This window comes from Aminobacter sp. BA135 (genome assembly GCF_050859125.1).
In the GTDB taxonomy this organism is placed as follows: Bacteria; Pseudomonadota; Alphaproteobacteria; order Rhizobiales; family Rhizobiaceae; genus Aminobacter; species Aminobacter ciceronei.
In genome coordinates, this window is sequence record NZ_CP139572.1 from 4842370 (window position 1) to 4868991 (window position 26622).

At 62.4% G+C, this 26622-nt stretch carries 21 protein-coding genes; 3 read left to right on the plus strand and 18 right to left on the minus strand.

Going from position 1 to position 26622, the window contains the following annotated elements; all coding sequences use genetic code 11:
* Positions 1-10: 10 nt before the first annotated feature.
* The 9 genes from SLT36_RS23600 to SLT36_RS23640 are packed head-to-tail and all read right to left on the minus strand — an operon-like array spanning position 11 to position 10593.
* Positions 11-1459, minus strand: coding sequence for a M81 family metallopeptidase (locus SLT36_RS23600; protein ID WP_432284680.1), 1449 nt, complete (start codon positions 1457-1459; stop codon positions 11-13).
* Between the two features lie 22 nt (positions 1460-1481).
* Positions 1482-2384 carry a CobW family GTP-binding protein gene (locus tag SLT36_RS23605; protein WP_432284681.1) on the minus strand — a complete coding sequence of 301 codons (903 nt, stop codon included), beginning with the start codon at positions 2382-2384 and terminating at the stop codon, positions 1482-1484.
* Entirely contained in the window at positions 2381-3874 is a 1494-nt protein-coding gene (locus SLT36_RS23610) for an amidohydrolase family protein (protein ID WP_432284682.1), read from the minus strand. The genes SLT36_RS23605 and SLT36_RS23610 overlap by 4 nt, the downstream gene beginning before the upstream one ends.
* Positions 3867-4688, minus strand: coding sequence for an ATP-binding cassette domain-containing protein (locus tag SLT36_RS23615; protein ID WP_432284683.1), 822 nt, complete (start codon positions 4686-4688; stop codon positions 3867-3869). The genes SLT36_RS23610 and SLT36_RS23615 overlap by 8 nt, the downstream gene beginning before the upstream one ends.
* Entirely contained in the window at positions 4681-5511 is an 831-nt protein-coding gene (locus SLT36_RS23620) for an ABC transporter ATP-binding protein (RefSeq protein WP_432284684.1), read from the minus strand. Before SLT36_RS23620 ends, SLT36_RS23615 begins: the two co-directional genes overlap by 8 nt.
* Positions 5512-5513: 2 nt before the next feature.
* Positions 5514-6410: an ABC transporter permease gene (locus SLT36_RS23625; RefSeq protein WP_432284685.1), complete on the minus strand. Its 897-nt coding sequence runs from the start codon at positions 6408-6410 to the stop codon at positions 5514-5516.
* The gene (locus SLT36_RS23630) at positions 6403-7392 is read right to left on the minus strand and encodes an ABC transporter permease (RefSeq protein WP_432284686.1); all 990 of its coding nucleotides are present in this window, start codon (positions 7390-7392) and stop codon (positions 6403-6405) included. Before SLT36_RS23630 ends, SLT36_RS23625 begins: the two co-directional genes overlap by 8 nt.
* Before the next feature lie 13 nt (positions 7393-7405).
* On the minus strand, positions 7406-9010 hold the full coding sequence (locus tag SLT36_RS23635) for an ABC transporter substrate-binding protein (protein ID WP_432284687.1): 1605 nt from the start codon (positions 9008-9010) through the stop codon (positions 7406-7408).
* Positions 9011-9036: 26 nt separating this feature from the next.
* Complete coding sequence (locus SLT36_RS23640; protein WP_432284688.1) at positions 9037-10593, minus strand: serine hydrolase domain-containing protein; 1557 nt, start codon at positions 10591-10593, stop codon at positions 9037-9039.
* A gap of 349 nt (positions 10594-10942) precedes the next feature.
* Between SLT36_RS23640 and SLT36_RS23645 the strand changes: the two genes are divergently transcribed.
* Positions 10943-11545 (plus strand): helix-turn-helix domain-containing protein, encoded by a 603-nt coding sequence (locus SLT36_RS23645; RefSeq protein ID WP_432284689.1) that lies wholly within the window; start codon positions 10943-10945, stop codon positions 11543-11545.
* Positions 11546-11582: 37 nt separating this feature from the next.
* Here the strand turns inward: SLT36_RS23645 and SLT36_RS23650 are convergent, their stop codons facing one another.
* Together SLT36_RS23650 and SLT36_RS23655 are read right to left on the minus strand one after the other, a co-directional pair.
* Positions 11583-13118 (minus strand): MFS transporter, encoded by a 1536-nt coding sequence (locus SLT36_RS23650; RefSeq protein WP_432284690.1) that lies wholly within the window; start codon positions 13116-13118, stop codon positions 11583-11585.
* 109 nt (positions 13119-13227) lie between these two features.
* Positions 13228-14364 (minus strand): NAD(P)-binding domain-containing protein, encoded by a 1137-nt coding sequence (locus SLT36_RS23655; protein WP_432284691.1) that lies wholly within the window; start codon positions 14362-14364, stop codon positions 13228-13230.
* 268 nt (positions 14365-14632) lie between these two features.
* On the opposite strand from SLT36_RS23655, the gene SLT36_RS23660 reads away from it, so the two are divergent.
* Complete coding sequence (locus tag SLT36_RS23660) at positions 14633-16231, plus strand: methyl-accepting chemotaxis protein (protein ID WP_432284692.1); 1599 nt, start codon at positions 14633-14635, stop codon at positions 16229-16231.
* Positions 16232-16316: 85 nt separating this feature from the next.
* A complete protein-coding gene (locus tag SLT36_RS23665) occupies positions 16317-17309 on the plus strand; it encodes a hypothetical protein (RefSeq protein WP_432284693.1) in 993 nt (330 codons plus the stop codon).
* A gap of 1182 nt (positions 17310-18491) precedes the next feature.
* Here SLT36_RS23665 and SLT36_RS23670 read toward each other — a convergent pair.
* The 7 genes from SLT36_RS23670 to SLT36_RS23700 all read right to left on the minus strand — a co-directional run bounded on the left by SLT36_RS23670 (position 18492) and on the right by SLT36_RS23700 (position 26417).
* Positions 18492-18737, minus strand: coding sequence for a hypothetical protein (locus SLT36_RS23670; RefSeq protein ID WP_432288535.1), 246 nt, complete (start codon positions 18735-18737; stop codon positions 18492-18494).
* A 491-nt stretch (positions 18738-19228) separates the two neighbouring features.
* The gene (locus tag SLT36_RS23675) at positions 19229-21040 is read right to left on the minus strand and encodes a hypothetical protein (RefSeq protein WP_432284694.1); all 1812 of its coding nucleotides are present in this window, start codon (positions 21038-21040) and stop codon (positions 19229-19231) included.
* A gap of 262 nt (positions 21041-21302) precedes the next feature.
* Positions 21303-22133 (minus strand): hypothetical protein, encoded by an 831-nt coding sequence (locus SLT36_RS23680; protein ID WP_432284695.1) that lies wholly within the window; start codon positions 22131-22133, stop codon positions 21303-21305.
* A gap of 95 nt (positions 22134-22228) precedes the next feature.
* Entirely contained in the window at positions 22229-23050 is an 822-nt protein-coding gene (locus SLT36_RS23685; protein ID WP_432284696.1) for a hypothetical protein, read from the minus strand.
* A gap of 90 nt (positions 23051-23140) precedes the next feature.
* Entirely contained in the window at positions 23141-25138 is a 1998-nt protein-coding gene (locus SLT36_RS23690) for a BbrUII/HgiDII family restriction enzyme (RefSeq protein WP_432284697.1), read from the minus strand.
* On the minus strand, positions 25135-26232 hold the full coding sequence (locus tag SLT36_RS23695) for a DNA cytosine methyltransferase (RefSeq protein WP_432284698.1): 1098 nt from the start codon (positions 26230-26232) through the stop codon (positions 25135-25137). Before SLT36_RS23695 ends, SLT36_RS23690 begins: the two co-directional genes overlap by 4 nt.
* Positions 26229-26417, minus strand: coding sequence for a hypothetical protein (locus tag SLT36_RS23700; protein WP_432284699.1), 189 nt, complete (start codon positions 26415-26417; stop codon positions 26229-26231). The genes SLT36_RS23695 and SLT36_RS23700 overlap by 4 nt, the downstream gene beginning before the upstream one ends.
* Positions 26418-26622: the final 205 nt, after the last annotated feature.

The window sequence follows — 26622 nt, forward strand, 5'->3', positions numbered from 1 at the left end:
TCCAGCCCGGCTACGCGGTCACCGGCCATTTCGGCAGCTTGATCCTGGTGTAGGGCAAGCTGGCGAGATTGGAGGTGACGGTGCCTTCCGAGGCAGCATAGATCACGGCGCTGGCAACCTTCTCGTAGGACGCGCGGAAATGCTGCGTCGACTTGACCACCACGATCCGCTTGTCGGCGAGGTCGCAGCCGATATTGCTGAACAGGTCGGTGTCGATCGCCTGCGACCGCTCGGAGGCCAGGAGCACCTCGACGCCGCCGCAGTCGATCAGGGCGCAATCGCCCATCGGCGACGGTACGCCGCCGAGGCCGGTCATGACGAGGCCGCGCTTGAGGGCTTTGACGCGGCAGGTGACATCGACGGGATCGCCGGAGCGCGGGCCGACCTTGCCGCCGACGCGCAGCTGCAGCACCGCCCCCTCACCCGCCTCGAACACCAGGCGAACGGCGATCGGATCCCACAACGGGCCGATCACGGCATCCGAGACGCCGCGCGCGATCATGCGGGCGAGGAAGAAGGTCGAGTCGCTGGCGGCACCGCCGCCGGCATTGTCGGCGGTGTCGGCAATGACGACCGTGCCTGCGGGTGCAACAAGGGCCTGATCGAGCGCCTCGTCGATCGAGGGCATCGGCGGCACGATCTCGGAGCGCATGACGTAAAGATCGTTGGCCAGCCGCTGGGCCAGCGACTGCGCCAGGTCCTGGTTGTCGTCTGTGTAGACGACGACGCGTGTACCCATCTCAGGCACGTCGGCCCAGGGGAAACCTTGCGCGATCGACACCGACAGCACCTTGTCCTTCTGCTCCAAGGCGCGGATGCCGTTGATGATCGAGAGCCCGGGTTCGGTGGTGGTCCGGATGAAGGTGACCATGCCGGTGTCGACGAGAGCCGCCGTCGGCTTGATCTGGCCGGTGGCGATGCGATGGCAGAGGTCGACGAGCTGAACGCCGCATTCATAGACGTCGGTGTGGGGGTATTCCTTGTAGGTCAGGAGTATGTCGACGCTGTCGACCATCTCTGAAGTCATGTGGCAGTGCGGATCGAGCTCACAGCCGACGACCGTGTCTGGGCCGACGATCGCGCGGATGCGGGCGAGGATGTCGCCTTCACAATCGTCATAGCCATCGGCGACCATGGCGCCGTGCAGCGACATCAAGACCATGTCGACCGGCAGGACGGCACGGAGGTCGTCGAGCAGCTGGTCGCGCAGCGTTTCATAAGCGTGCCGGGTCGTCGTGCCGCCTGGCTCGGCCGAGGCGCTCAGCCCTTCGAACAAGGTCCAGCCCTCGCGGCGGCCACGTTCGCGTGCCGCCCAGAGCTGGCCGCCATAAAGCGTCATGTGGTCCGGATGCTTCCCGGCAGGATAGTAGTCGCCGCCATTCATGAAGGCGCCGAGGCCGGTGGGGATGGGCGAGAAGGTATTGGTCTCGGTCGCAAGGACGGCACTGAACACACGCATGATGGATAACTCCGCTTGCGAATTAAGAGGCAGTGATTTCGGCGAGGCCGGCATGCGCCGCCGCGGCGTCGAGGACGCTGGCCTCGGCGATCAGGACGAGGCGGCAATCGGGCTCGAATTTCGGGAACGGGCGCAAGGTGGCGCGGCGACCGACGAGTTGCAGCAGGAAGCTCTGCCCCGGTCGCTCGACGAAACTGACGATACCCTTGGCGCGGATGAGCTTGGGCGCAAGCCGGTCGATGGCAGCCTGGAAGCGGTCGAGCGTGACCGGCCCTGACGACTGCCATTCGATCGAGGTGAAGCGCGATGCACCGACCTTGGCCTGGCCCGGTACCGGCTGCGGCCGGTCGATGACGAAAAGCGCCTCGATCGGCAAGGCATCGCCATCGGTTTCGAAGACCAGCGTCTTGTTGAGCCAGACGAGTTCCGCCCGCAGTGCCTCATCGGAGCTTTCCCTCGTCTTGGACAGGGCGATGAAATCGGCCGCCTCGACCTGGGCGCGCCAGAGCTCGTCGCGAAGGCGGGCCGGATTGGCGGCGACCTCGTCGGCGTCGACCACGGCAACGACAGCATCGAGCCGGATATCGTGCCACAGGATCGGGTCCATCAGCGTTTCGGTGATGCCCCTGGGGTCAGCGACGCCACTGGCTTCGATGACGATATGGTCCGGCTTGACGGGCTGGGACAGCACCAGCTTGAGGGTACGCAGAAGGTCGCCCTGCAACGAGCAGCAGATGCAGCCGTTCTTCAGCCCGACGACGGTGTCGGCGGCATCCGCGATCAGCTCGGCGTCGATGTTTATGGCGCCGAAGTCGTTGACGATGGCGCTGATGCGACGGCCGTCGGCACGCTGCAGCAACTGGTTGATGAAGGTCGTCTTGCCGGCACCGAGAAAGCCGGTGACGACGAGGACTGGAACGCTCACCGGTCACCCCGCCTGATCGGGCGCCCGGGTGCCGCCGCCTGGTCGAGGACACCGTCCGAGATCACCGCCTGGCCGTTGACCAGCACGTGGCGCATGCCCTGGGCGGGCAGGTTCATCTCCGCGAAGGTGGCGCGGTCGGTGACGGTGACGAGATCGAAGACGACGATGTCGGCATCGCAGCCCGGCTGCAGCCGTCCCTTGCGCCTGAACAGCGGCGCGCAGCTCTCGACGATTTGCGCCGGAATGAGCGTGCATTTGGCAATCGCCTGGGCAAGCGGGATGGCATCGCGCTCGCGCACCCACTGGCTGAGAAAGCGGGTGAAGGTGCCCGAGGATCTGGGGTGCGCCGTCTTGTCGGCTCCGAGCGGCCACTCGTCGCCTTCGTAAGGAGTGCCGTCGGGCTGGCTCCATGGCATGGCGTCGGAGGCGATGGCGCCGCCGGGATAGGTGACGGAGACGTCGAGCAGCGCGCGATGGCGCGGATTGTCCTCGGTGTCGAGGAAGTGCCAGAGCACCAGCGCCGAGGGATCGGCCTGCCTGACCTGCTTGAGATCGTCGATGCCGTCGAGGCGGCGATGGGTGGCGACAAGCTCGATGGCGTCGTAGCCGGTGCCGGTGCGGGCGGAAAAGGCCGGATCGACGAAGAAGCCGGCGCTGACGACGGTCGAGCCGGTGCCGTAGGGATAGGCTTCGGTGGTGATCCTGAGCCCTTGCGCCTGCGCTTTGGCGATGATCGCCGCGGCGCGCTCGACGTCCTGAAGGCTGGTCGAGTTGAGGTGGCAGATGTGCATATGCGCACCGGTTGCCCCGGCCAGTCCGATCAAGGTGACGTAGGCCTCGATCGAGCTCTTGGGGTCGATGTTCGACATCTGTGCGATGTGGGTATAGGTCGGCGTGTCGGTTTCGGCGGCAAGATCGCAGATCAGGCTCATTTCCTTGGCGCCTGCGCCGGGCGCATAGCCGGCGGGAATGCCGATGCCGAGGCCGCCCTCCTCTATGCCCTGGCGGGTACGTGCCACGATCTCGTCTGCCTGCGCTTCGGTCGCAGCGTCCGTCGACCAGCGCGGATCGTCGAAGCCGCGGCCCATGACCCTGATCGGCGCTTCGCCCGGCTTGAGCTCCAGTCCGATCATCACCGCCTTGCGGGCAAAGATCCAGGCTGACGCGGTGCCGTAGTTGAGCAGGCGCGCGGTCCTTGACTGCGCCTCGTACCAGCCGGCGACCGGCAAGGCGCCGACTTCGAGTTCGAGCGCGGTGGTGACGCCATCGAAGGCCTGCATGCGGTCGGCAGGCACGGACTGGCCATGCGCATGGAGGTCGATGAAGCCGGGGGCAACGACCAGGCCGCTTGCGTCGATGACTTCAAGCGCCGGGCCGAGGTCGGCACCGATGGCAGCGATGCGGCCGCCCGAAATGGCGACGTCGGCAATGCCGTCGCGCCCGGTTTCGGGATCGATGACGCGCCCGCCGGTGATTACGATGTCATGCATGGACAGCCCTTTCGGCGGCGCGGCGCTTCTTGCCCGGGACGGCGTCGATCAGCCGGCGGGTGTAATCGGTTCCAGGCGTGCGGAAGATTTCCGACGTCGCGCCGACCTCTTCGAGCACGCCGTGGTTCAGCACGCCGACACGCTGGCACAGATGATCGACGACCGACAGGTCATGTGAAATGAACAGCATCGCCAGCCCCTGTTCGCTGCATATCTTGCGCAACAGCTGCAGCACCTGCGCCTGGCTGGAGACGTCGAGTGCCGACACCGGCTCGTCGGCGATCAGGAGCTTCGGCCCCGATGCCAGGGCACGGGCGATGGCAATGCGCTGGCGCTGGCCGCCGGAGAACTGGTGCGGGAAACGCTCGATCCAGTCCGGGTTGAGGCCGACCTGCTGCATCAGTTCGGCCGCGCGCGCCACAAGCGCCGCGCCCCTGAGGCCGGTGTAGGATTTGAGCGGTTCGGCCAGGATGTCGCGCACGCGCCAGCGCGGATCGAGCGAGGCATAGGGGCTCTGGAACACCATCTGCACGTCGCGGCGCTTGTCGCGCAGGGCCTTGCCGCGCAAAGCCAGCCAGTCGACGCCGTCGAAGGTTGCCGCGCCGGCGCTCGGGTCGGTCAGCCGGGCGATGATGCGGCCGATCGTCGACTTGCCCGAGCCGCTTTCGCCGACGAGCCCGAAGGCTTCGCCGCGCCGGATGGTGAAGCTGACGTCGTTGACGGCGGTGAGCTGGCGCGGCTTCTCGAATAGCCGGCCTGACAGGGTGAAATGGCGGACAAGGCCGCTGACTTCGAGCAGAACGTCATCAGCCATGGGCGGCCTCCGCCTGCATGTGGCCGGCGCCGAAGCTTGGCCGCGCATTGAGCAATTGCATGGTGTAGGCATGTTTCGGATGGCTCAGCACGTCGTCGACATGACCGGCCTCGACAACGACACCGTCCTTCATCACCACGACGTCCTCGCAGACGTCGCCGACGACGTCGAGGTCATGGCTGACCAGGATCATCGCCATGCCCTGCTCGCGGCTCAACTCCTGCATCAGCCCGAGGATCTGCGCCTGCACGGTGACGTCGAGCGCGGTGGTCGGCTCGTCGGCGATCAGCAATGCCGGCTTCAGCGCGATCGCCGCAGCGATGACGACGCGCTGGCGCATGCCGCCCGACAATTGATGCGGATAGGCATCGATGCGGCGGCCAGCGTCCTGGATGCCAACGCGTTCGAGCAGCTCCAGGCTGGCCGCGCGGATCGCCTTGCGCGACATGTCGGGGCGATGGAAACGGAACACCTCGCCGATCTGGTCGCCGACCGGCATGACGGGGTTCAACGTCGCCATCGCATCCTGGAACACCATGGCGATACGGTTGCCGCGCAACTGGCGCCAGTCGCGCCGGGACATGGCAAGCAGGTCGCGGCCTTCGAAGGTGACCGCACCGCCCAGAATGGCATGCGACGCGTCGGTCAGGCCCATCAGCGCATAGCCGATCGAGGATTTCCCCGACCCGCTTTCGCCGACGACGCCGAGCACCGAGCCGGGCGCGACGTCGAAACTGACGCCGGCCACGGCGCGCACCGGGCCGCTGCGGCTGGGATAGTCGACGGTCAGGTCGCGGACGGAGAGCAAAAGAGAGGCCGTCATGGTCACATCCGCTCCAGCCGAGGATCGAAATAGTCGCGCAGGAAATCACCGAACAGATTGATGCCGACCGAGGAGATCAGCACGGCGATGCCGGGCGCAATGACGATCCATGGCTGCTCGTAGAGGAAGTCGCGACCTTCCGAGATCATGACGCCCCAGGATGCCGTGGGCGGCTGGACGCCGAGGCCAAGGAAGGACAACGCTGCCTCCGAGATGATGACCAGCGCGATGTCGAGGGTGGCAACGACAAGCACCGCCGGCAGCACATTGGGCAGGACGTGGGTGAAGATGATGCGAAGCTGCGACACGCCCATGGTGATCGCCGCATCGACATAATCGAGCGTGCGGATGCGCATGGTTTCGCTGCGCACGATGCGGGCGAAATTGATCCACAGCGCAAAGGCCAGCGCCATGACCAGCGTGGTGAAACCGGCGCCCAGAACGGCCATGAAGATCAGCGCCAGCAGCAGGAACGGAAAGGCGAGCTGGAAATCGACGATGCGCATGATGATGGTGTCGACGATGCCGCCGAAATAACCGGCAAGCGCCCCGAGCGTCGAGCCGACGACAAGGGCGATCGAGACAACGATGAGCGCCACCTGGATCGACACCTGCGCGCCCATGACGGTGCGGCTGAGGATATCGCGGCCCATATTGTCGCCGCCGAGCAGATTGGTGGTCGAGCCGCCCACCTGCCAGACAACAGGGGCGTAGCGCCATTCGATGACTTGCTGGGCATGATCGTGCGGGGCGATGGATTTCGCAAACAGCGCACAGAGCACGACGATGGCGATCAGGAACAGGCCGGTCAGGCCCTTGGCGCTGCGGCCGAGGCTGCCGAGGAAGCGGCGCTCAGTGGCAGGCCGCGCTGCAGCGGGGACGATCACGGCCTCAGTCATTGCGCACCCTCGGGTCGATGAAGCGGTACAGGATGTCGACGATCAGGTTGAGCGAGATGAACAGCGCCGCCGACACCAGCACAACCGCTTGAATGATCGGATAGTCGCGGACATGGATGGAATCGACGGCGAGGCGGCCGATGCCGGGCCAGGCGAAGACCGTCTCGATGACAACAGTACCCGACAGCAAAGCGCCCATCTGCAGGCCGGCCAAAGTGACGATGGGCAACAGCGCGTTGCGCAGCGCATGGCGCAGGATGATGGTGAGGCGCGGCGCGCCCTTGGCGACGGCAAAGGTGATGTAGTCCTGTTGCAGCACTTCCAGCATGGCCGAGCGGATCAGCCGCGCATTGACCGCCACCAGCACGAAGGCGAGCGAGATCGACGGCAGGATGAAATAGCGGAAGGCATTCCAGAAGATGCCGATGTCGCGTTCGACGACGGCGCGTCCGATGCTGGCAAGAGCCGAGCCGCGGTAACCCGAAGCGGGCAGCCAGCGCAGTTCGATCGAGAACCACAGGATCATCAGCACGGCGAGCAGGAAGCCCGGCATCGACACGCCGAGCACGGCGATGAAGGTGCCGGCATAATCCAGCCAGCTGTCGCGCCTGAGTGCGGTGACGATGCCGAGCGGAATGGCGATGACGAAGGCCAGAAGCAGCGTCCAGAAGGCTAGCTCGCCGGTCGCCGGCAGGCGGTCGGCGATCAGGCTGGTGACCGGAACGCCCTGGCGGATCGAGGTGCCGAGGTCGCCCCGCACGGCATTGCCGAGATAGGCGACGAACTGCTCGGGGACGGAGCGCGTCAGCCCCATCTTCTCGCGCAGCATGTCCATGTCCTGAACGCTCATGCCGGGATTGCCGGCGGCAATCACGTCGACCGGATCGCCCGGCACGAGCTTGACCAGCGAGGCCACAACAAGGATGACCCCGAGCAGGATGACGGCCGCATAGAGCAGCCTCGATACGACCAGCCTCAGCATCCGTCGGCGCGGGTCACGAGGCCATGCCGAGCAGGTCGACGCGCAGCTCTCCGCCGGGATTCATCCGGGCATCGACGACGTCCTTGGCGACGACGGCAAAGTTGAGCGGCTCGAACAGCGGCTTCCAGTAGGCCTCGGTGACGACCTTGGCCTGGATCTTGTCGAGGATGACTTGCCTTGCCGCCGGATCGGACGTCACGCGCTGCTCGGCGATCATGCCGTCGAGTTCGGCATTTTCATGGAAGGCCCGGTTGAGCGCGCCCTTGGTGTGCAGCACCGGGTAGACGATGTCGGCATCGGTGTAGGAATAGGTCGAGATGACCATGTCCTGACCGCCTTGTGCGGTGATGGCCGCCCATTGCGCGATCGGCAGGGTTTCGATGGTGATGTCGACGCCGATCTCGCGCAGCTGCGCCTGGACCACCTCGGCGGTGCGGCGGATGACCGGCGTGTCGTTGGCGACGAGCTTGACCTTGAGGCCCTTGTCGACGCCGGCTTCGGCCAGAAGCGCCTTGGCCTTTTCGGGATCGTAGCCGTAGGACAGTTCGGCTGTCTTGGGCGAATAGCCTGAGATGGAGCTTGCGATCGGCGAGGTCGCCGGCACGGCGAAGCCGTCGAGCGCAAAGGCGATCAGCCGCTTCTGGTCGATGGCGTGCGCAAAGGCCTGGCGCACCTTCGGATTGTCGAAAGGCGGTCGCTTCTGGTTGAACACCAGCGCCCGCATCATCTGGGCCGGGCGCTCGAGCATGACGGCATCGGGATTGCCGCGCAGGCGCCGCACGCTGTCGAGCGGCACCGAGGCACCGCCATACATGGCGTTGATCTCACCGGTTTCGAAGGCGGCGATGCGTGTCGAATCCTCGGGATAGTGGAACAGCTCGACGGCTTCGACACGCGCCGGCGCGGCGACGGGCGCGTAGTCGTCGTTGCGCTCGAGGCGCATGCCGCGATCTGTCGACCAGGACACGAACCTGAACGGACCTGCGCCGACCGGCTTGCGGCCGAACTGGTCGCCTGCCGCCTCGGCGGCGGCGCGCGAGATCGGCGCGGAATAGCCGAGCGTCAGGCCGACCCAGACGGCGACGAAGGGCTCCTTGAAGTGGTAGGCGACGGTGACCGGATCGACGGCTTCGGCGCGCTCGAGCGGGCCGAGGAAGAAGGCGCTGGGCGAAGCGGCCTCGGGCGCCAGATGGCGCGCGACGGTCCAGGCGACGGCTTCGGCGTCGCAGGGCGTGCCGTCGTGGAACTTGACGCCGGGCTTGAGCTTGAAGGTCAGCGTCTTGTTGTCATTGCTGAAGGCCCAGCTCTCGGCGAGGCCCGGCAGCACCTCGCCGTCGAATCCGGCGCGTGCCAGCGGCTCGTAGATCATATCCATCGTCGTCGACGACACCGACAGCGTGGTCTTATGCGGATCGAGCGTGTCGGGCTCTTCCGAGCGGCCGACGCGCAACGTGCCACCGGTCTGCTCGGCCAGTGCCTTGCCGGGCATGCCGAGCATGGCCGTGGCCGTGAGCGCTGCGGCGCCACCGAGGAAGGCGCGGCGCGTCAGCGTCGCCTGCTTGAGATAGGAACGCGCCAGCGCGTCGAACTGTTCAGGGGTGAGAGTGCGTAGGGACATGGTGGACCTCGCCGTAAAGTGGTTGATCAGGCTCGCTTGAAGGCCAGTTTCTTGATGCGGTCGGAGTTCATTTCGAAGCCGTCTGCTGTGACCGCCAAAGTGGCGTTCCACGGCAGGCCGGGCCGCATGTCGGTGCCGGGCTGGAGCAGGAACCACAGGTCGGCATCGGCAGCGACAATGGGGGCTGCCATGGCGCCGAGCCCGGAACGCAGGCGGAACTCGCCCTTCGAGGCGTCGCCCGTAATCTCGACCTCGAGGTCCTGCGCCTTGTTGACATAACGCCCGGCCAGCGGCCGCGCCGCCACGGCGGTGGCCTGAAGCGGCGCATAGAGGCGCGGCGTGCCGCAGAAGACACCGTCGACCTTGCCGTCGGCGCGCGGGCTGAGCACCAGGTCGGTGATGGCGCGCTCGGGCTTGGCGCCGCCCCGATGGCCGAAATCGAAGCCGCCGACACCGCCGGAATTGAGGAAGGTCGGCACGCCGTCCCTGGCAACGATTTCGAAGACGTCGGGACCGCCTTCCTGCCGGTAGCGGCCGGGCGCAAGCGCGATCGGCGCCGGCTGCGTGTCGCCGAAATAGATGTCGGCGATGCGCCGGCCGAGCGCGAAGGAGGCGACCTGGTCGTTGTTGGCGATGATGACGACGCCGAAGCCATCATCGACGAAGCGGGTCGATTCCGACTTGCCGCCGGCAACCGTGCCGCCATGGCCGACGGCGCGGCGGCCGCGATAGACGTCGGTGACGAGGCCGAGGCCGTAGAAGCCGGTGGCGCCATTGTCGAAGACGCAAGCCGTGCCCATGCGCTCGTACATCTCAGGCGTGCCGACCTTGGGATCGAACATGTTCTGCTGCCAGACGATCATGTCGTCGAGGGTCGAGATCATGCCGCCCTCGCCGCCGAGATCGAGCCCCCAGTTGAGGTTGGCCCAACCCTCCTCACGTTTTGTGTAGTGCGCGGCCAGCCGGTTCATCGCCGCGCCGTCGCGGATCAGAAGCGAAGTGTCGTCCATACCGAGCGGGCCGGTGATGCGCTTGCGCAGCACCTCGTTGAAGGTCGCGCCTTCGATCTGCTCGATGATTTCCGACAGCATGAAGAAGCCGGCATTGCAGTAGGTCATGGCGCTGCCGGGCTTGAAGTTCAGCGCGTCCTGGCGAGCGATGACGTCACGACCGGTCTGGCGGTCGGAGGGCGTGAAAATGGACAGGCCGGCGAAGATCATCGCTTCGAGATGGTCGCGGAAACCCGAAGTGTTGGAGGCCAGATGCGCGAGCGTCACCGGCTGCTCGAGACGCGGCACGTAAGGCAGGTGCTTCTGCACCTCGTCGGACAGGCTGAGCTTGCCTTCGGCCTCCAGCATCAGGATCAGCAGGACGGTGAACTGCTTGGTCTGCGAGCCGATCCGGATGATCGTCTTGCGCCCCATCGGCACGGCATTGTTGATATTGGCGAGGCCGTAGGCGTTGGCGAAGATCTCGCTGCCGTTTTCGGTGACCGCGACGACGGCGCCCGGGCTGCCGGGGCCGGTGAAATCCTGAAACAGCGCATCGATGCGCGCGGCGAAATCGGCCGGTGCCTTGGTCATGCCGGTCACTCCCTTACAGTTTTTGGATCGCCGGCGGCGCTGGGCGCTGCGCCGGATGTGCGTGGAAAGACGTTGCCGCAGCGCATCTCGACTGGCGTCGATGCCGTGCCGTCCTGATGCCTGTCGCAACGCATGGTCCTGCCCTCCCACAGTGGCCGTGGCAGTCCGCCTGGGGCGTGCTGCAGCGCAGGAGCTACCCTGCAAAAAATCAAAACTTTTGCCGTTCCCGCTTTTTTGTGATGCAATCGGTAAGATTTCTTTTTTGATACGTCAAGTCGTTTGCGTAAACGCTAAATCCCTGCCATTTTCAGAAAATGAACCCGCTCACGCCGCGAAGACCGGAGGCCATGTGACCCACCAACCGCGACTGAGCGAATGCTTGCGCGCCATGCGCCAACGCCATGGGCTGAAGCTGCAGGAAGTCAGCGAGCGCACCGGGCTGGCGCTGTCGACGCTGTCCAAGGTCGAGAACGACCTGATGTCGCTGACCTACGACAAGATCCTGCAGATATGCACAGGGCTCGATATCCCTGTTACAGAGCTGCTGAACGTCGAGCCGGCAAAGGGTGTGGAGCGAACGCGGCGCTCGATCGTGTCAGGCACCAACACACTGCAACTGGCGACGCGGAACTACGACTACCGCTATCTGTGCACCGATCTCACCAACAAGCGCATGGTGCCGATCATCGCCAGGATCCATGCGCGTTCGCTCGACGAATTCGGCCCGCTGGTCCGCCACGTCGGCGAGGAGTTCGCCTATGTGGTCGACGGCGAGATCGAGATCCACACCGACCACTATGCGCCGACACGGCTCGCCGCCGGCGACGGCGTCTACATCGATTCGACCATGGGCCATGGCTACGTCTCGGTCGGCGACGGCGAGGCGACGATCCTGTGCATCTGCTCGGCGCCCGAATCCGGGCTGGAACAGGTTCTTATCGACCAGGCTTAGCCCGGCGGCGGATGCTGACCTTCTCCGCAGCGGCCGGTCAACGGTCGCGCGGCGCGACAGGCTCCAGACCACCGTCATATCGCTGAAGGCCAGCCCTCCGACCGGTGAGGCGCACGACGCGAAGCGCCACCAGCACACAGACCCCGGGAGCGACGGCGAAGATCGCGCCCAACCAGACGGCGGCGTTGGCAGCGCCCTCAGCTCCGCCCGGTTCGGCGATGCCGGCGAAGTTGGCAACCATGCCGGCGCAGGCGGTGCCGAGGGCCATGGAGAACAGCTGCACTGTCGTCATTCCTCCGGCGGCGAGGTCCTGCTCGGCGGGCGGAGCGTTCTGGAAGATGCGGGTGACGAGCCCCGGCCAGGTGACGCCGATGCCGAAGCCGACCAGTAGCAGGCCAAGACAGATGGGCAGCAGGCCAAGCCAGATCGGCAGCAGCAGCAAGCGGTTGCCGGCGCTGTTGATAGGCATGAACAGCGCAAACAACACGAGGCCGGCCAGCACGAGCAGCGGACCGAGCACCATCAGGCGGTCGGCATGCGCCTGCCAGCGCGAACTCATGAACGACGCGACACTCCACCCCAGCGACATGACGGCCGCGATGTAGCCGGACCAGAGCGGCGACTGGCCATGAAGGTTCTGCAGCAGGTAGGGCACGAAGATCTCGGGCTGTATGGCCAGCATCAACAGCGCGATGGTGAGATAAAGCGCGCCCAGCGGCGTCGAGACATTGAAGGCTCCGCGCGGCAGGAGCCGTGCGCCGGCCCGTGCATCGACACCGGATATCAGCACGACAAGAGCAAGGCCGGCGCCGAGCCCGGCGAGGTTCCATGCCAACTGCGCCGACAGGCTGCCGGCAGACACCGCGAGCACGGCCACCGTCAGCATGACGAGCTGCAGGAACGGCACGGCGACGTGTTCGTTGGTGTCCCAACTCTTCTTCGGCAAGGTGACGAAGGCGACGATGGCGAAGGCAACGCAGAACGGCAGCAACGAGACGAAGCCGAGCCGCCATGCACCATATTCGGCAAAGATGCCGCCGATGGCGGGGCCGACCAGCGTAGCGATGCCAAACATTGCCGAGGTGAGGCCGATGGCCCGTGCCCAGAGATGCTCCGGCAGGACGATGCGGGTGAGGGCGTAGGCGAGCGCGAACAGGAAGCCGCCGCCGAGTCCCTGGATGGCGCGGCCGACGAGCATGGTCGGCATGCTGGGGGCGAGCGTGCAGGTGAGCGTGCCCAGAGCGAAGATCGACGTGGCCAGCACATAGGCGCCGCGCGGACCGCTGCCGTTGAGCAGCTTGGCCGTCAGCGCCGAGCCGAGGATCGATGCGACCACGAAGAGGGTCGTTGCCCAGGCATAGAAATCGAGCCCGCCGATGTCGGCGATGACCGACGGCATGGCCGTCGTTGCGATGTATATGTTGACGGCGTGCAGGGTGACGCCGCCGGCGAGCGCAAAGGTGTAGATGCCGTGCCTGCCGCTGAAGAGATCGCCCCAGCCGACGGGCTTGGTCGCAACCGCTGCGGTCGTCGTGCCGGCCAGGGGCGCCGGCTGTTCAAGATCGAAGTCCATGTCGGCCTTTCCATTTTTCGAGCCGACACGACCCATAAAACCTCAAGTGCAATTGAGGTCAACAGAAGAAAAAACAAATCGATGCGGCATGTTGGCAGGCAAGAGCCCGTCAGGCGAGCCCGAGATGGGCAGCAAGCTCGCGCGCGGCTGCCCCGCCGGCCCTGTTGGCGCCGATTGTCGAAGCTGACGGGCCATAGCCGACGAGGTGGATGCGCGGATCCCTTGAAACCTGTGTCGCCAGCTTGCCGGCCATGACTATGCCGCCACCCTCCTCGCGAATCTGCAGCGGCGCCAGATGGTCGAGCGAGCTGCGGAAGCCGGTGTTCCACAAGATGACGTCGATGCGCTGCTCGCTGCCGTCGGGCCAGCGCACGCCGTCCTCGGTGATCTCGCTGAACATCGGCAGGCGGTTGAGCACACCGCGATCGCGGGCGGCCTTGAGGGCCGGCGTCCAAGGGATACCGGTGACCGAGACGACCGAGCCTGGGACGAGACCTCGCCGCACCCTGTCCTCGACGATCGCAACGGCGGCGCGACCGTCGTCCGGCGTGAACGCTCGGTCGCGGAACTGCGGCTCGCGCCGTGTCACCCAGATCGTGGAGGCGACGCGCGCGATCTCGTCGAGCAGCTGCAGCGCTGAAATGCCGCCGCCGACGATGACGACACGTTGGCCGGCAAACTCCTCGGCGCTGCGGTAGTCGCGGGTGTGGAGCTGCCGCCCCTTGAAGCGCTCAGCACCTGGATAGGCTGGGATGACGGGCGTTTCCCAGGTGCCGGTGGCGTTGACTATGCCCCGGGCCGAGAAGGTCTCGCGATCGGTCTCGACACGCAGCCTGTCGCCACGGTCGCAGACGACCTTGACCGTCACCGGGCGATAGACCGGCAGGTCGAACTCGCGCTCATAGGCGGCAAAGTACTTCGGCACCGCGACCGACGCCCTGACCTCGGTGGCGCCCTCCTCGACGACGTCGGCGAACTGCATGCCGGGCAGGTCGTGGATGCGGTTGACGGTCGAGAGCGTCAGCGACGGCCAGCGATACTGCCAGGCGCCGCCTGCCTCGGGCGACTTGTCGAGGACGATGAAATTGCGCCCGGGTTGAAGGCCGAGCTTCCTCAGATTGTAGGCGGTGGACAGCCCGGCCTGGCCGGCGCCGATGACGACGATGTCGGTCTTGTAGGCAGCACGAAGATCGCCCCTGGCGGGCGGCGGTTCGGATCCGGGGCTATCGGCTTCTTGATCGGGCATGGCCTGGCAGAAATAAGCAGCCGAAGCCAACGGCGCAACGGGTCGGGCATCGACGCTTGGACGACAACGCGATGCTTCCAGCATATGGCGAGTACCCGACCGATGCGACAACCATCGCTGGCGCGTCATTATTTCGCATGTGATTTCAATGTGTTGGCGGAAACCAATTGTGAACCATTTGGAGCCTAGCGAGCGGTACAGCATTCGCCGGCAGCGGGTTCGCGCAAGCGCTCAACCGAAAACTGCCCGCCATCCGAAGGAAAGAAAAATGTCCGATCACGCCGTCGCCACGGACGCCGCAATTGCCCGCCGCCTCGCCTTCGTCCGCTTCGATGGCGAGGCGCGCGCCGCGCTGAACGCAGTGCGGCCGGCGATCGAGGCAGCGCTGCCCAAGGTGATGGACAGCTTCTACGGCCATATCGCCTGTTACGAGGAGGCGCGGCGTTTTTTCGGACTAGGTGACGGCAGCAAACAGCGGATGCAGGCCGCCGGCGGGCGCCAGATGAAGCACTGGTCGGCCATCGCCACCGCCGATTTCGGCGACGACTATGCCCAATCGGCGCAGCGCATCGGCCGCATCCATGCCGACATCGGGCTCGAGCCGCGCTGGTATGTCGGCGGCTACACGCTGATCATCGACGAGCTGGTATCGGTCATCCTCGAGCAGTCCTGGCCGAAGGCGCTCGGCATTCAGGCGCCGGGTCTGGCCAGGGCCAGGCAGGCCATGAGCGCCCTGCTCAAGGCCTCCTTGTTCGACATGGAGCTGGTGATCTCGACCTACCTCGAAACCGCCGAGCAGCGCCGGCTTTCGGCCGAAGCCGCGCGCGATGCTGCCGAAAGGGAGCAGCGCACCGCACTGGCCTCGCTGGCTGAGGCCATCGACCAGCTGGCCAAGGGCCGCCTGAACCACCGTATCGACGAGCTCGACGCGCCGAACTACGCGCAAATCCGGGACGACTTCAACCGCGCCATGGAGCTGCTGGAGGAAGCCGTCGGGCGCATCCATGGCAATGCCGGTGCGATCCGCGACGGCTCGGCCCAGCTGGTGCAGGCGGCCGACGACCTGGCCCGCCGCACCGAGCACCAGGCGGCGAGCCTGGAAGAGACGGCCGCAGCACTCGTCGAGATTTCGGAGGCGACGGCACAGACGACCAGCGGGGCGACGCGCGCCGACAGCGTGGCGCAGGATGCCAGGGCCAGCGCCCAGTCGAGCAGCCAGGCGATGCGCGACATGATCGTCGCCATGGGCCAGATCGACAGCTCGGCCAGGCAGATCGGCCAGATCGTCTCGGTCATCGACGAGATCGCCTTCCAGACCAATCTCCTGGCGCTGAATGCTGGGGTGGAGGCGGCGCGCGCAGGGGACGCCGGCAAGGGATTTGCCGTGGTCGCCGCCGAAGTGCGCAGCCTGGCGCTGCGCTCGGCCGATGCGGCACGCGAGATCAAGACGCTGATCGCCTCGTCGGGCGAACGCGTCGCCGCCGGCGTGCGGCTGGTCGGCCAGACCGGCGAGGTGCTGGAGGTACTGACCGGCAAGGTGACCGAGATCAGCGTGCTGGTCGCCGATATCGCCAACTCGGCCAAGGAGCAGTCGGTCGGACTTTCGGGCATCAACAACGCCGTCAATCAGCTCGACCAGGTAACCCAGCAGAACGCCGCGATGGTCGAGGAATCGACAGCCGCCTCGCACGCGCTGGCCGAGGAAGCGTCGGCACTTGCGACCAGCGTCGCGCATTTCGAGATTGGCGCGCGGACACCGCTCAGGGTTCACGCCGAAAAACACGTGCGCCGGCCGCAACCGTCGCTCCGGGTCGTCAAACCGGCCAAGCCGGTTCCCACTGCGCAGAAAGGATGGGCGGAGTTCTGAGCCAAAAAAGAACAGCACCAGTCCTGCAATTGGAAATTGCTGACCTTCGCTTGCTCCGGTCAAACGTTTCGATGAGGCTATCGGGATGGTTGAGGTCAGGGAAACAAGAATATCAGTATCGGGCGTGCGCTCGCTCGTCTGGCACGGTGACGTGCTTGTCGATTGGGTGGCTGGGGGCCGCCAGTTCACTCTCGACGGCAAGATCCAGGATAGCCGTATTGACTGCGGCTACCTTTTCGATGCCTCGGTCACGTCGCCGAGCGGCGAGTTTTCTGCGATTTACACCCGGCTCGGAACCAAAGGCCTGATCCTGCGCCGGGGCGAGGTCCTGCGCGAAATCAATCGCAGCTATCACCACGCCGACCTCTACGAATTTCCTGTCGCGCTGATCCGGCTCGAGGATGGGCGAGAGATGATCGTTCACTGTCCAAGTGCCTACAACCAACTGGAAATTGAAGATCTTGCAACGGGCCAGAGCTTGGCTGGCCCAAATGGACGAACCCCTGCGGATTGTTTTCATTCGCGACTCTCGGGCTCTCCGGATGGGAAGTACCTTGCGAGCGCAGGTGGTTGTGGCACCCGATGGATGTCGTGCGGCTCTACAATCTTGCCGATGCGATCGCCGACCCCCGTCATCTCGATGGTGAAGGGGCTTGACATCGACGCCTGGGCGGACGACGGCATCAGCGCCGCTTTCCTGGCGATGGGCGAACTCGCCGTGGATCTGGTTGGACTGGAACGCGACGAAGAGGAGCCCGACCCTTGGACGGCGGAGCTACGCCTGTTCGATCCCAGCCTGCCGGCGACGCCAAAGATGATCCGCCGTCCGGAGCGGCTCGGGACCATGATGGCCATCGGCGACCATCACATGCTCAGCTTGTATGAACATCCGAAACTGATTGACCTGAGAACCGGAGACATCACTCGGCGCTGGCTGGGCATCGATTCCGGCGTCCAGAAAAGCAGCATCGTGGCGCAGGATCACCCGACGCCGCCGATCGCGCTCGACCACGCCGGCCAGCGGTGCGCGATCGCCAATACCGATGGGATTGACGTGTTGGAGTTTCAGCCGGGTTGAGGCCTCTCCAACGCACACACTGATCGACCAGGCACCAAAGCTCCGCCACAGCGCTGGCGAGCAGTGTGGCGCATTTCGAAATGAACTGGCGGGCTAACGTCTAGCCAGCGCAGAAAGTAAAATGGCGAGTGCCTGACCAGGCACTTGCCACAGTGGGGCGCCTAGCGCCCTGAAATCATTCCCACTCTATTGTCTTTTGACCCTGCTAGACGATTGATCTAGCAGGGCTTTTTCTTGTTGTCAGCGCAAAGAGCCGACGCTTAGGTCGCCAAAAAGCTACGGTATTGATATTAAGGGGAAGATCACCGTAAAAATATTCCTGACGTTTCATCAACTATCGGGGACGGTCGGACGATTTATGCTTCCCACGTCGCCGTGCGCCTAACGCGACGCGCCTCGAAAAGTACCGTCACCCAACGCGCATCATGAGCTAGGATCCTTGCCGTCAGCCGTCGGCGCGCCAATCTCGGCTTCAGTTGGTCCCGCCGGGCTGGCGATCGTGTTTCGGCAGCCTTCATGAACATTCCGTCGGCGGGAGAAGCATCATAACGGTGTCGGTTGCGAGCTTTCCCTCCTCAGTTGTCTACATCTTCTTCAATGCCGCCTTATTGCTTGTCGGCAAAGAAGCGGTCGATCTCCTTGGCCACTGCTTCGGGCCGCTCCATTTGCAACCAATGGCCGACGTTCAGCATAATCCTGTGAGGGATCGGGCGCGTCGCGAAGAATGCCGTGGGAGTGTCGGTCTCTGGTCAACAGGATTTTGACTAGGGCGAAAGGGCCTTGGTTCCGGCCAAGCCTGGCGCGTCCGGCGGCAACTTGTAGCCGTGCGATTTGATGAGTGTGAGGATTGACGGCGTCACCTTGCGGCAACTGCAGTTGAGGGCATGCCCATGGTGCCATTCGGCCCGCTGCTGTTCTGTGGGATTGTCTGGCATCTTGTGGCTTTCGTGCCAGGCGACGTTAATCTTCCCCATAATTGTCTCCATGAGATTTCGCGTGCGTCCAGTACGCCCGGCGGCTTGGGCCGGGTCGGACCGTCATCCCTTCGGCGCAACAAAGACCGGCCGGCTCCTGACCGCACTTCGATCTTCTTCGCGTCGACGGCAACAAGTGCCACGCAGCCTTGCATGGGACTTGAGCCGGATCAAACGCGCGTCCGATGCATCGATCACTTTGAGCGCATCAGCGATACGAGACTGGATTGCCGACGGCGTCCGGAACGTCGTCGCCGGCGCAAGCGCGATTGATCTCAAGCGAGGTCTCAATCGCGGTCGGATGCCCGATGAGGAGCGCCAGTGGAAGCATCGTATCGCTCGCCTCCCTCCGATCCAAGAATTCATCGACAGCCGCCCCCGTTGTCAGTCGGCTGGAACTTCTAGCAGCGAGCGCCGGGTTCTTTTTGATCTGCATCAACGCCCGCAGTGCCATCTTCGCGAGCGCCGACCTGCCTATGTGCGCGAAGTTCTACGCCACGGCCCTCTCGCTCGCCGACAGTGCTTCACTCGCCCAAGGATCGGACGCAGATCGGACAGAACAAATTTCGAAAGAAGGCCAGTGCGGCTCAATGCGGGTCAGGGACACAAGGAAATGGCCGCAAAACGGCAACGTACATCGTCGCCGAAACCACGCAATTGCCGCCGTTTCCCCTCTACTCCCACTCGATGGTTTGTAGTACCTCTAACATATTGAAATTTATTATATAAAAAAATTCACCCCCGAAGACTACCGTCAACTGTACCGTCCCGAAAAGCCCGCTGTTGATTTCGTTGATAAATTTCAGCGTTTCCGAACAACACAACCTTCGCCATCTATCGAGACCAGCGAGCATTTGATGTCGCTTCTGCGCTGAGAACCGCAGCCCTCTCCACCATTCGATATATCACCGCCTTTGGCGGACGTTAGTAATGGCACTTCGCCAACTAAGCGTCCACCACGGCGTGCAGCTGGGCGCCACAGGCCATGGCTGAGAGACGAGATGCCAAGAGCAACGTGCTCAGCTGCTTCATCCGGAGCAACCTGTTATTGCCCTTGGCAAGGGTGTCACAGGCTGTGACTTCGGACTGCGTCAGCCGAGGCTGGACTACCACGGCGACTTTCTTGTAACGATCAGGAAGCTGTTCGATGGCTTTGAGAAAATCGTCGCGGTTCTTCTGACGGACGCCATCCTTCCACACAGCCGACCCGATCTTCTTGCCCTTTCCCTTGGTCAACTCCGTCCCGAGGGGGCGCCGCTCAAGGTGGCGCAGGTTTTTAACGGCTTGAGAGACGACAATCTCGAAATCAGAGACCGAGGCCTGGCGGTTGGCCTTCGCACTGCCGGAGGCCTTCACATGGACCAGAGTGACGACCTTCTTCGTGGGATCCAGGTGGATGAAGTCGGCCAGTTCCATTGATCCATCGTCGCACGCGAGCCAACCTACCGGCTTTCCAGCGGGGTCGACGAACAGCTTTTCCAAGACGAATGCGAACAACGAGTTGTCCCCGCCCACGCCGATCGCGCTCGCCAGCGACTGTCCTTTAGCGAGAGCTGGCTTCTCCTTCTCCACATCGAAGCCGTGGAAAGATTGGAACGTCCAATCAAACGGCTGATCCGTGTACTGGCTGGAGTAGCAACGGCCCTGCGCAATCGCATGGCCGCTCTCGTAGTGGATCTTGATCATGTCCACATCGGTCAGCGCGCGTCGGCACTCTTCGTGGTCCGTCGTGGTGGCCGTCGCAGGGTTCTTCCAAGTCAAGGCGAGACCTACCACACCGTCGGTAAAGGTCACCTCGATGTCTGCCTGACCAAGAGCTACACCCAGAAGGGTGCATTCGACCGCGAACGAGAGCCCTGGCACAGCTCCTTTGGCTGGGAGGACTACTTCGAAGGCGGCGTCATAGGCCCATTTACGGGCGAAGGCGTAGTCGGTCGGATCGATTACGTCTTCAGACAGAAGATCCTTGGGCGTCAGGCTGATCTCGTAGGCGTCCTGCACGGCCGAGATATCGGTGATCTGCTGAGCCAGCATTGCAAAGCGCGGCGAGGCGGACGCTGTTTGCGCGTGGAGGAAGACGCGCTCCATCGTCTCCACAAACTCGTCCAGAGACTTCTGGCGTCCGACCCAAATCCGCCCGCCGCCGGGAGCGGCGCCAATCGAGGCCGGACGATTCTTTGCGTCCGTAAGCCCCTTGACACCCGGCCGGCTTCGGACAGCTGAAAGGATGAAGGTCTGGTCGCCGAGTGGATCTAAGGCATGTTCCAGAGCCGACCCAGTCAACGACTTGCTGTTCGGCTTGACCGCAGTCGGGGTGTGGACGCCGCTAAGATGCAGGACCGACGCTTCATCGCCGACAAAGGGTTCGATGACGGCACGCGGCACGGGCCGGGCCGGTTTCAACCCCTTCAAAATGCGGTCACGCATCGCGCCGTCCGAGGCGTTCAGGGCCGCCCGCGCGCCTTGAACGGCAATGATGATGAGCTGGTGAGTCTTGTCGATTAGAGCGTTCGCCGGAGCCCATGCCGGCGAACGCACCTCTTCGTAGATGATGGTCCGCAGATAGAAGTCGCGCACCTGATCATCGCTGTCGCTGATCACCCGACGGGTGACGCCATCGGCCCCTTTAATCTTCGCCTTCGCCGCCTTACCGAGCTTATCAAGCAGGACCGCGTCAGCGGATTTGTCGGCGCTGTCCAACAAGGCCGGCGCAAGAAAGGGTGTCAGTTTTTTGGTGTCTAACGTTGCTTTTGCCATTGCCGTAGTCCGTCTGAGCGACGCCCTCTTGTATAGCCCTACTGAAAATCCTGTAATCGCGCTGCAGTTGAGTGTCCAGAGCGGCTGCGAATTTGCTTTGTGTTAAGATTTGCTTGGGTGTTTCAAACAAAATTCCGCCTCTTTTGCTTAATAACAGCGGCGCACCTGCCGTCCGAGGAGGCCCCTACGGCCGGGCGCTTACTCATCATCGGGTGGTTCAGCTGAAACAACCGGCCAGCTGCGAAGATACTGCAGGAGTGCCTTATTCACCCAAATGTCGCGCGCCGAGGGCCTTCAACGCACCGTGTAAATTTGAATACATCCAGTGGGCCTTCGTATCCTGCGTTAGAAAGCCGTCGAAGTAGGTCGCGTAAATCGCAAAGCTGAGATCAATGAAATCGTTTCGCGCCTTATCGAGGCGCTTGGGAAGCTGGCTACCGTTCCGGATCCACCACAACGAATAGATGATGATTGCTAGCCCGTGCCGATAGAGATAAGCGTCGTAGTAGTGGCGCGGCGACACATGCCCCGCCGACACCTCGTAGCCCTTTATGAATTCTTCGTAGAGCTGCTCGGCGGCGCCGAAGATTTTCTCCATCATGGCCGGGGTATATTTGTAGCTCGTTCTACAGAGTCGCTTCTCTTCAGCGGTAAAGATGTCTGCAACTTCGGGAAGCGATTGGACAATATCGACCGCGCCCTCAAGCATTCCATCCATGTGCGCGGAGGCGGCGGACCAACGCTCCACCAACTGTTCCAAGACCCAAGGCGTGCCCTGTTCAGCGAGGGCCACGGCCTCGAAGGTCGATCGCATCTTTTCGGGGACATTCTGGTAGAGCATTCGCTCGACCAAATCAGCGCCTCTGGGATCAAGGATCGCCAACTCGCCCGCCGATCGCAAGCCAACGAGGCGATCCGGAAAGTCACGGATCACCGAGAAGGCGGCCGCCAGGCCCGCGATCGATTGCTGCTTGTAGATTTCGGCCCAAAGAAAATCCGGCAGTACAACAAAGTTGTCAGGCGCTTCCAGAAAATATGCGCGTAAAGCCCGCTCTTGAAGCATGTTACTGTCTACAATCACACGCTGCGGCAATCTTACCCTCCAAATCGGCTCTTATGCTTTTCGCGCGACGGCGCTGCGGTCACCCCGCTCAAAGTGATAGGCGTCGGTCGCACGAAATCCGAGGATCAGGCGCCGTCCAAGTTTTGGCGCTCAATACGCGCCGCGACGGCCCTAATAAAAATTGTTCGCGTATCGTTGCCGTCGGGACCCTTTGGATCGACGAGCGCGGCCATATCGTCGACCAGATCGCTTCCTTGTGGTTCCGGGAACACCAACTGTTCAGCCCCACACCTGAATTCGCCGGCAGTCATGCGCATGAGGGTCGTCCGGTCGAGGGGCTCAAGCTCGCGCTTTAGGTAGTGCAACTTCACGTCCGGGCCGAAGCCAGACACGTCGCTATATCCCGCAGGCAAACCGATCGCCCTCTCCGCATCCTCTATAGTGTATCCGAGGTGGGCCATTCCTTCGACGGTGAAAGCCTCGACGGGACAAGACTCGAACGGGAAAGTACCTGCGCAATCGGCAACCACGCCTGCAACTTTACGAAGTTGCTCGGCACAGCAGCTACCGATGTCCTTACCTCGCAGCACTTCTGGCACGCGCTCTGCGCCATGAGTAAATCTGTAGGTCCAACCGCCACCGAGAAGGGCCGCGCCCACATAGGAGACGGGACCGGCCTTCTGGGAAAGGTTTCGCAGTTTTAGGAAGAATCCCATCGCCTTATCGGCGGACATTTCCGCCCGGCGCTGCTTATACCATTCGGAGAAGCCGGGAACGTCCGAAAAAGAGGACTGCAGGAGGAAGGTCACGCTGCGGCAGGCTGATAGGAAGGCGTTAAGTTCGAACTGAAAAACAATCCCGTCAGCCCGCGTCATGCGCGCTAAGAAGTGCTCGGCCTCAAGAAGCTTCTCCAGAGGATGACGCAGTGTCGTGAAGATGTGCGTCATCTTCAACCTCCTACAAACGGGTTCGGATCAGCGGACGCACATGTTTCGCGAACAAGGCGGGCAAAAATAAACGACGTTGCCGCCCAAATCTCAAGCTTTAGTTACAGAGAAGTCATCTATGGCGTTAAAAACACCCCAAAGATTATCCAGCTTCTCATGCGCTTCTAGATAGTCCGCATAGGAGCGTTGGGCATTTTCAAGCAACTGATTGTAGAATACAATCCGCGCATTTACGCCGGCTAATGCTAATTCAACGCCTTGTGGGCCAGTGCCGTCTACATCGTAATATTCTGGCGGCGCTTTGCCGACGAGGCAGACAATCTCGATTGGCCACCCTTTGTTTTGAGTAGTCGCCAGAACCTTTCTCGCACCATCGCGATATTTCCGGACTTGAGCTACAAGAATATCAAGCGGAGTTGCGACATCAGCACGTTTCATTTCAACAATGATGTGCTTGCCTGTAGCGGTGCGATAGCCGATATCGATCCGGCCCTTCTTTTCTTTTGCCGTCAGAGACGCGGTATTGGAAGCAAGATATGTCTGAACAAGCGTCTCCACATGTTCGCTTCCTTTTGCTCGCTCCCAAGAAGGATCCAATAGCCACAGGTGTTCAAATACGTATGCTTGGAGGAGCTTTTCCTTCTCGTTGTCGCTGACCTTCTTCTGAAGGGTCTCGATAACTTTCACGCGCCCTCGAACGATCTGGCCATAATAACTGACTTCCAGGTCGTCGATGCTTTCGAAAATCGGCAGTATTTCAGCGAGATTCGAGTCGCTGATCGTATCCAGCCGATCCAGGTCCTCGCGTCGACGATAGCTTTCAAAAGCGAGGATTGATGCTTTCAGCAGCTCGCGCCTATCGCCTTCATCGTTCGCTCTAATCGTGTTCAGGCGCCCGATCCAGCGCTCAGCCTTCTTCTTCGTGTCGCCCTGCAGACCGTTGAGCCACGTAGCCACGGCAGGAACGCCAGCCGCAGCCTTCGCCCCATCTGATCGCCTCCAATCACTCCATTTGCTTGCTATATATCGCAGTTCTGAAAGTACGATTTTCCGCAGAGCTTCAAATCTTGGATCGTCTTCTTTCAGAGATTGGCGGCTACTGGTGGCGATATCGCCATGATCGTCCAAATCCAACTCTTCGCAATGAAGCTCGCCGATGAGATAGTCAGCATAGATTTCCTTCTGTCCAAATTCGTCCAGAATATCCTCTTGCGCCATCTTACCGCGCATGAAGATCGCCAAGCGGTTTAGATTGTCGCCTTCTTCGTCCTTCAGTTGGTCCGGCTTCGCCACGCTACCAAGCCATCCCGTGAGAGTCAGGCCGGCCTTCTTCAATTCATCCGATATGTTTGCTAAGCGCGCCTCTGCCGGCCGCTCAAGCTTCTTGCACTGGCTAACGAATTCAGTCTGGTCGCCGTAGGTCCATATATACTGAAGGGAGTTGTGGTAAGCGCGATCTTCTGGGCCGATCTCACTGTCGTTCACAATGACTTTAAAATTGTACTTTGGCCCGATTACCGAGAAGCGGCGGGCCACCCTGCGTTTCAGGCCCTCCACGGTCATTCCCGACAATGACTTCGAGATTTTTGACAAAACGATCCTGGTGCCCTTCGTCAGGCCAGCAGGCCATGTCGTCAATTCAGTCGGTTCATATTCCTGCTGACCTTTGCCGGAAATTGCCTTCCTGATTACCTCCCGGTCCATGCTGAAGGCGGTGTTCTGGCCGTTGACGGTGGTGTATACTTCAGCGACTTGGGCAATCGAAAAGATTGAAAGTTTTCCGATCCCCTTGCGTCCCATCGGCCGACGCCCGTATGCCGTTTCCTCTCCGAGTTCATCCCGGCGCTTGAAGCCAACGGTCAGAAAGCGATCGATTACGCCATCCCGGTCCATCCCGGTTCCGTCGTCCTCAATCGTGATCGTTTCCGCGAGCTTGTCGATTATGACGGTGACCACTTCCGCGTCAGCGTCCCAAGCATTAGCAACGACTTCTGACAGAACAGCAGGGATGTTGCTGTATAGATTGATCCCTAAGTGTTCGAGAGCATTGAGGCTAATACGCATGACAAGCTTGCGAGGAGTGGTCATTTGTACTGCCCCAGATGTGATTTGACAGCTTTCGCGATTGCATTCGCAAGCTTTACAGGGACCGCGTTGCCTATAAGGCGCCCGACGGCCTTGAAGTGAATGCGATCGCCTGGGGGGACAAACTCGTAGTCACGAGGGAAGCCTTGTAACATCGCACCTTCGCGCAATGAGAGGGCACGCTTCTGTTCGGGATGTCCGAACCGGCCGTTTCCGAAGCCGAAGAACTGCGTGGTGATCGTTGGTGACGGCGAATCCCATGCCATCCGCCCATACACCGACGAGTACCCTTTGCCCGTCGTCATTGTATGGCAGCGGGCGACAAGCTCCGTGGGCCAATCGCGCCAAGTGCCGCCGGGCTTTGACGCTTCCAGGCGCTGGACGTTGATTTCGGACAGCCGGCTTGCGCAATGCAGATGGTCGGTGGGGTCGATCATGCCGTGTGAGAGCGCCGGCAAATCCCCGATTTCATCTCTGACAGTCCGGTAGCCGTCGGTATGGGTCGGGACGGGCAACTCAATTTTTCCGAGCCTTGAGGCTAGGAGAACTAGCCGGGACCTAGTCTGGGCCATCCCAAAATCTGGGCCATATAAGACCTTCCAGACGACATCATACTCGGCGTTGCGCAGCGTTGCGACGAAGTCCGTGAAGAGCTTCCCGCCCTTGAATTCCAACAAGCGGGGAACGTTCTCCATGGATACGACGTCAGGACGCACCTGGTCGATCAGCTTGGCGAATTGGGAGAGCAACTCCCACTTTGGATCATCGTTTTTCTGGTTGTAGGTCGAGAAGGGCTGACAGGGCGCGCAGCCGATAAGGACGCGTCGCTGACCAGGTAGGAACAAACCCTCGATTTCGCGTGCTTTAAGCTTTGCAACATCCCGTCGAATAAACGGCGCGTCGTTGTTCGCCTCGAAGGCGTATCGGCAGTTTTCATCGAAATCGACGCCGCCAACGATCCTGAAGCCTTCCTGATAAAAGCCATGAGACAGGCCGCCCGCCCCGCAGAACAGATCGACCACCGACGCGTCGGGGCCTGTCGGTTCCGTCATCGGCCCGGCCTGGGTACGTTCACCGGCTACCGCGCCCTGAATCACTTATTCTTCCTCCGGTCCTGCAACTCCTCATCCGGCACTTGAATACCGGCCTTCGCCAAAGCCCGAAGAACGATGACCCTCATGGGATCTCCGCTCTCAGCAGCGCGAATTTTGAGGCTTTTCTTCGTCACGCTTGGGACCGTGATTTGAAGGCTTTCTTCTCCGTCCGGTGTCGTCGCCCGCATCGGCCCCTCCGCGTTTCATGAAATCATGATAGCAAGCTTTCATGATTTAGCAACGGGAGGGGTTGATGGATGGCTCAGTGACGGGTTGCTTTTCGCCTGAACCAGACAATTACTTTTCTCGAGATTCGGGCACCGTAACATCCTCGGCGGGGCCGACAGGGTTGCGTCTGCTTAATGATCTCATCCGGGGTCGTGCCGTTTCAGG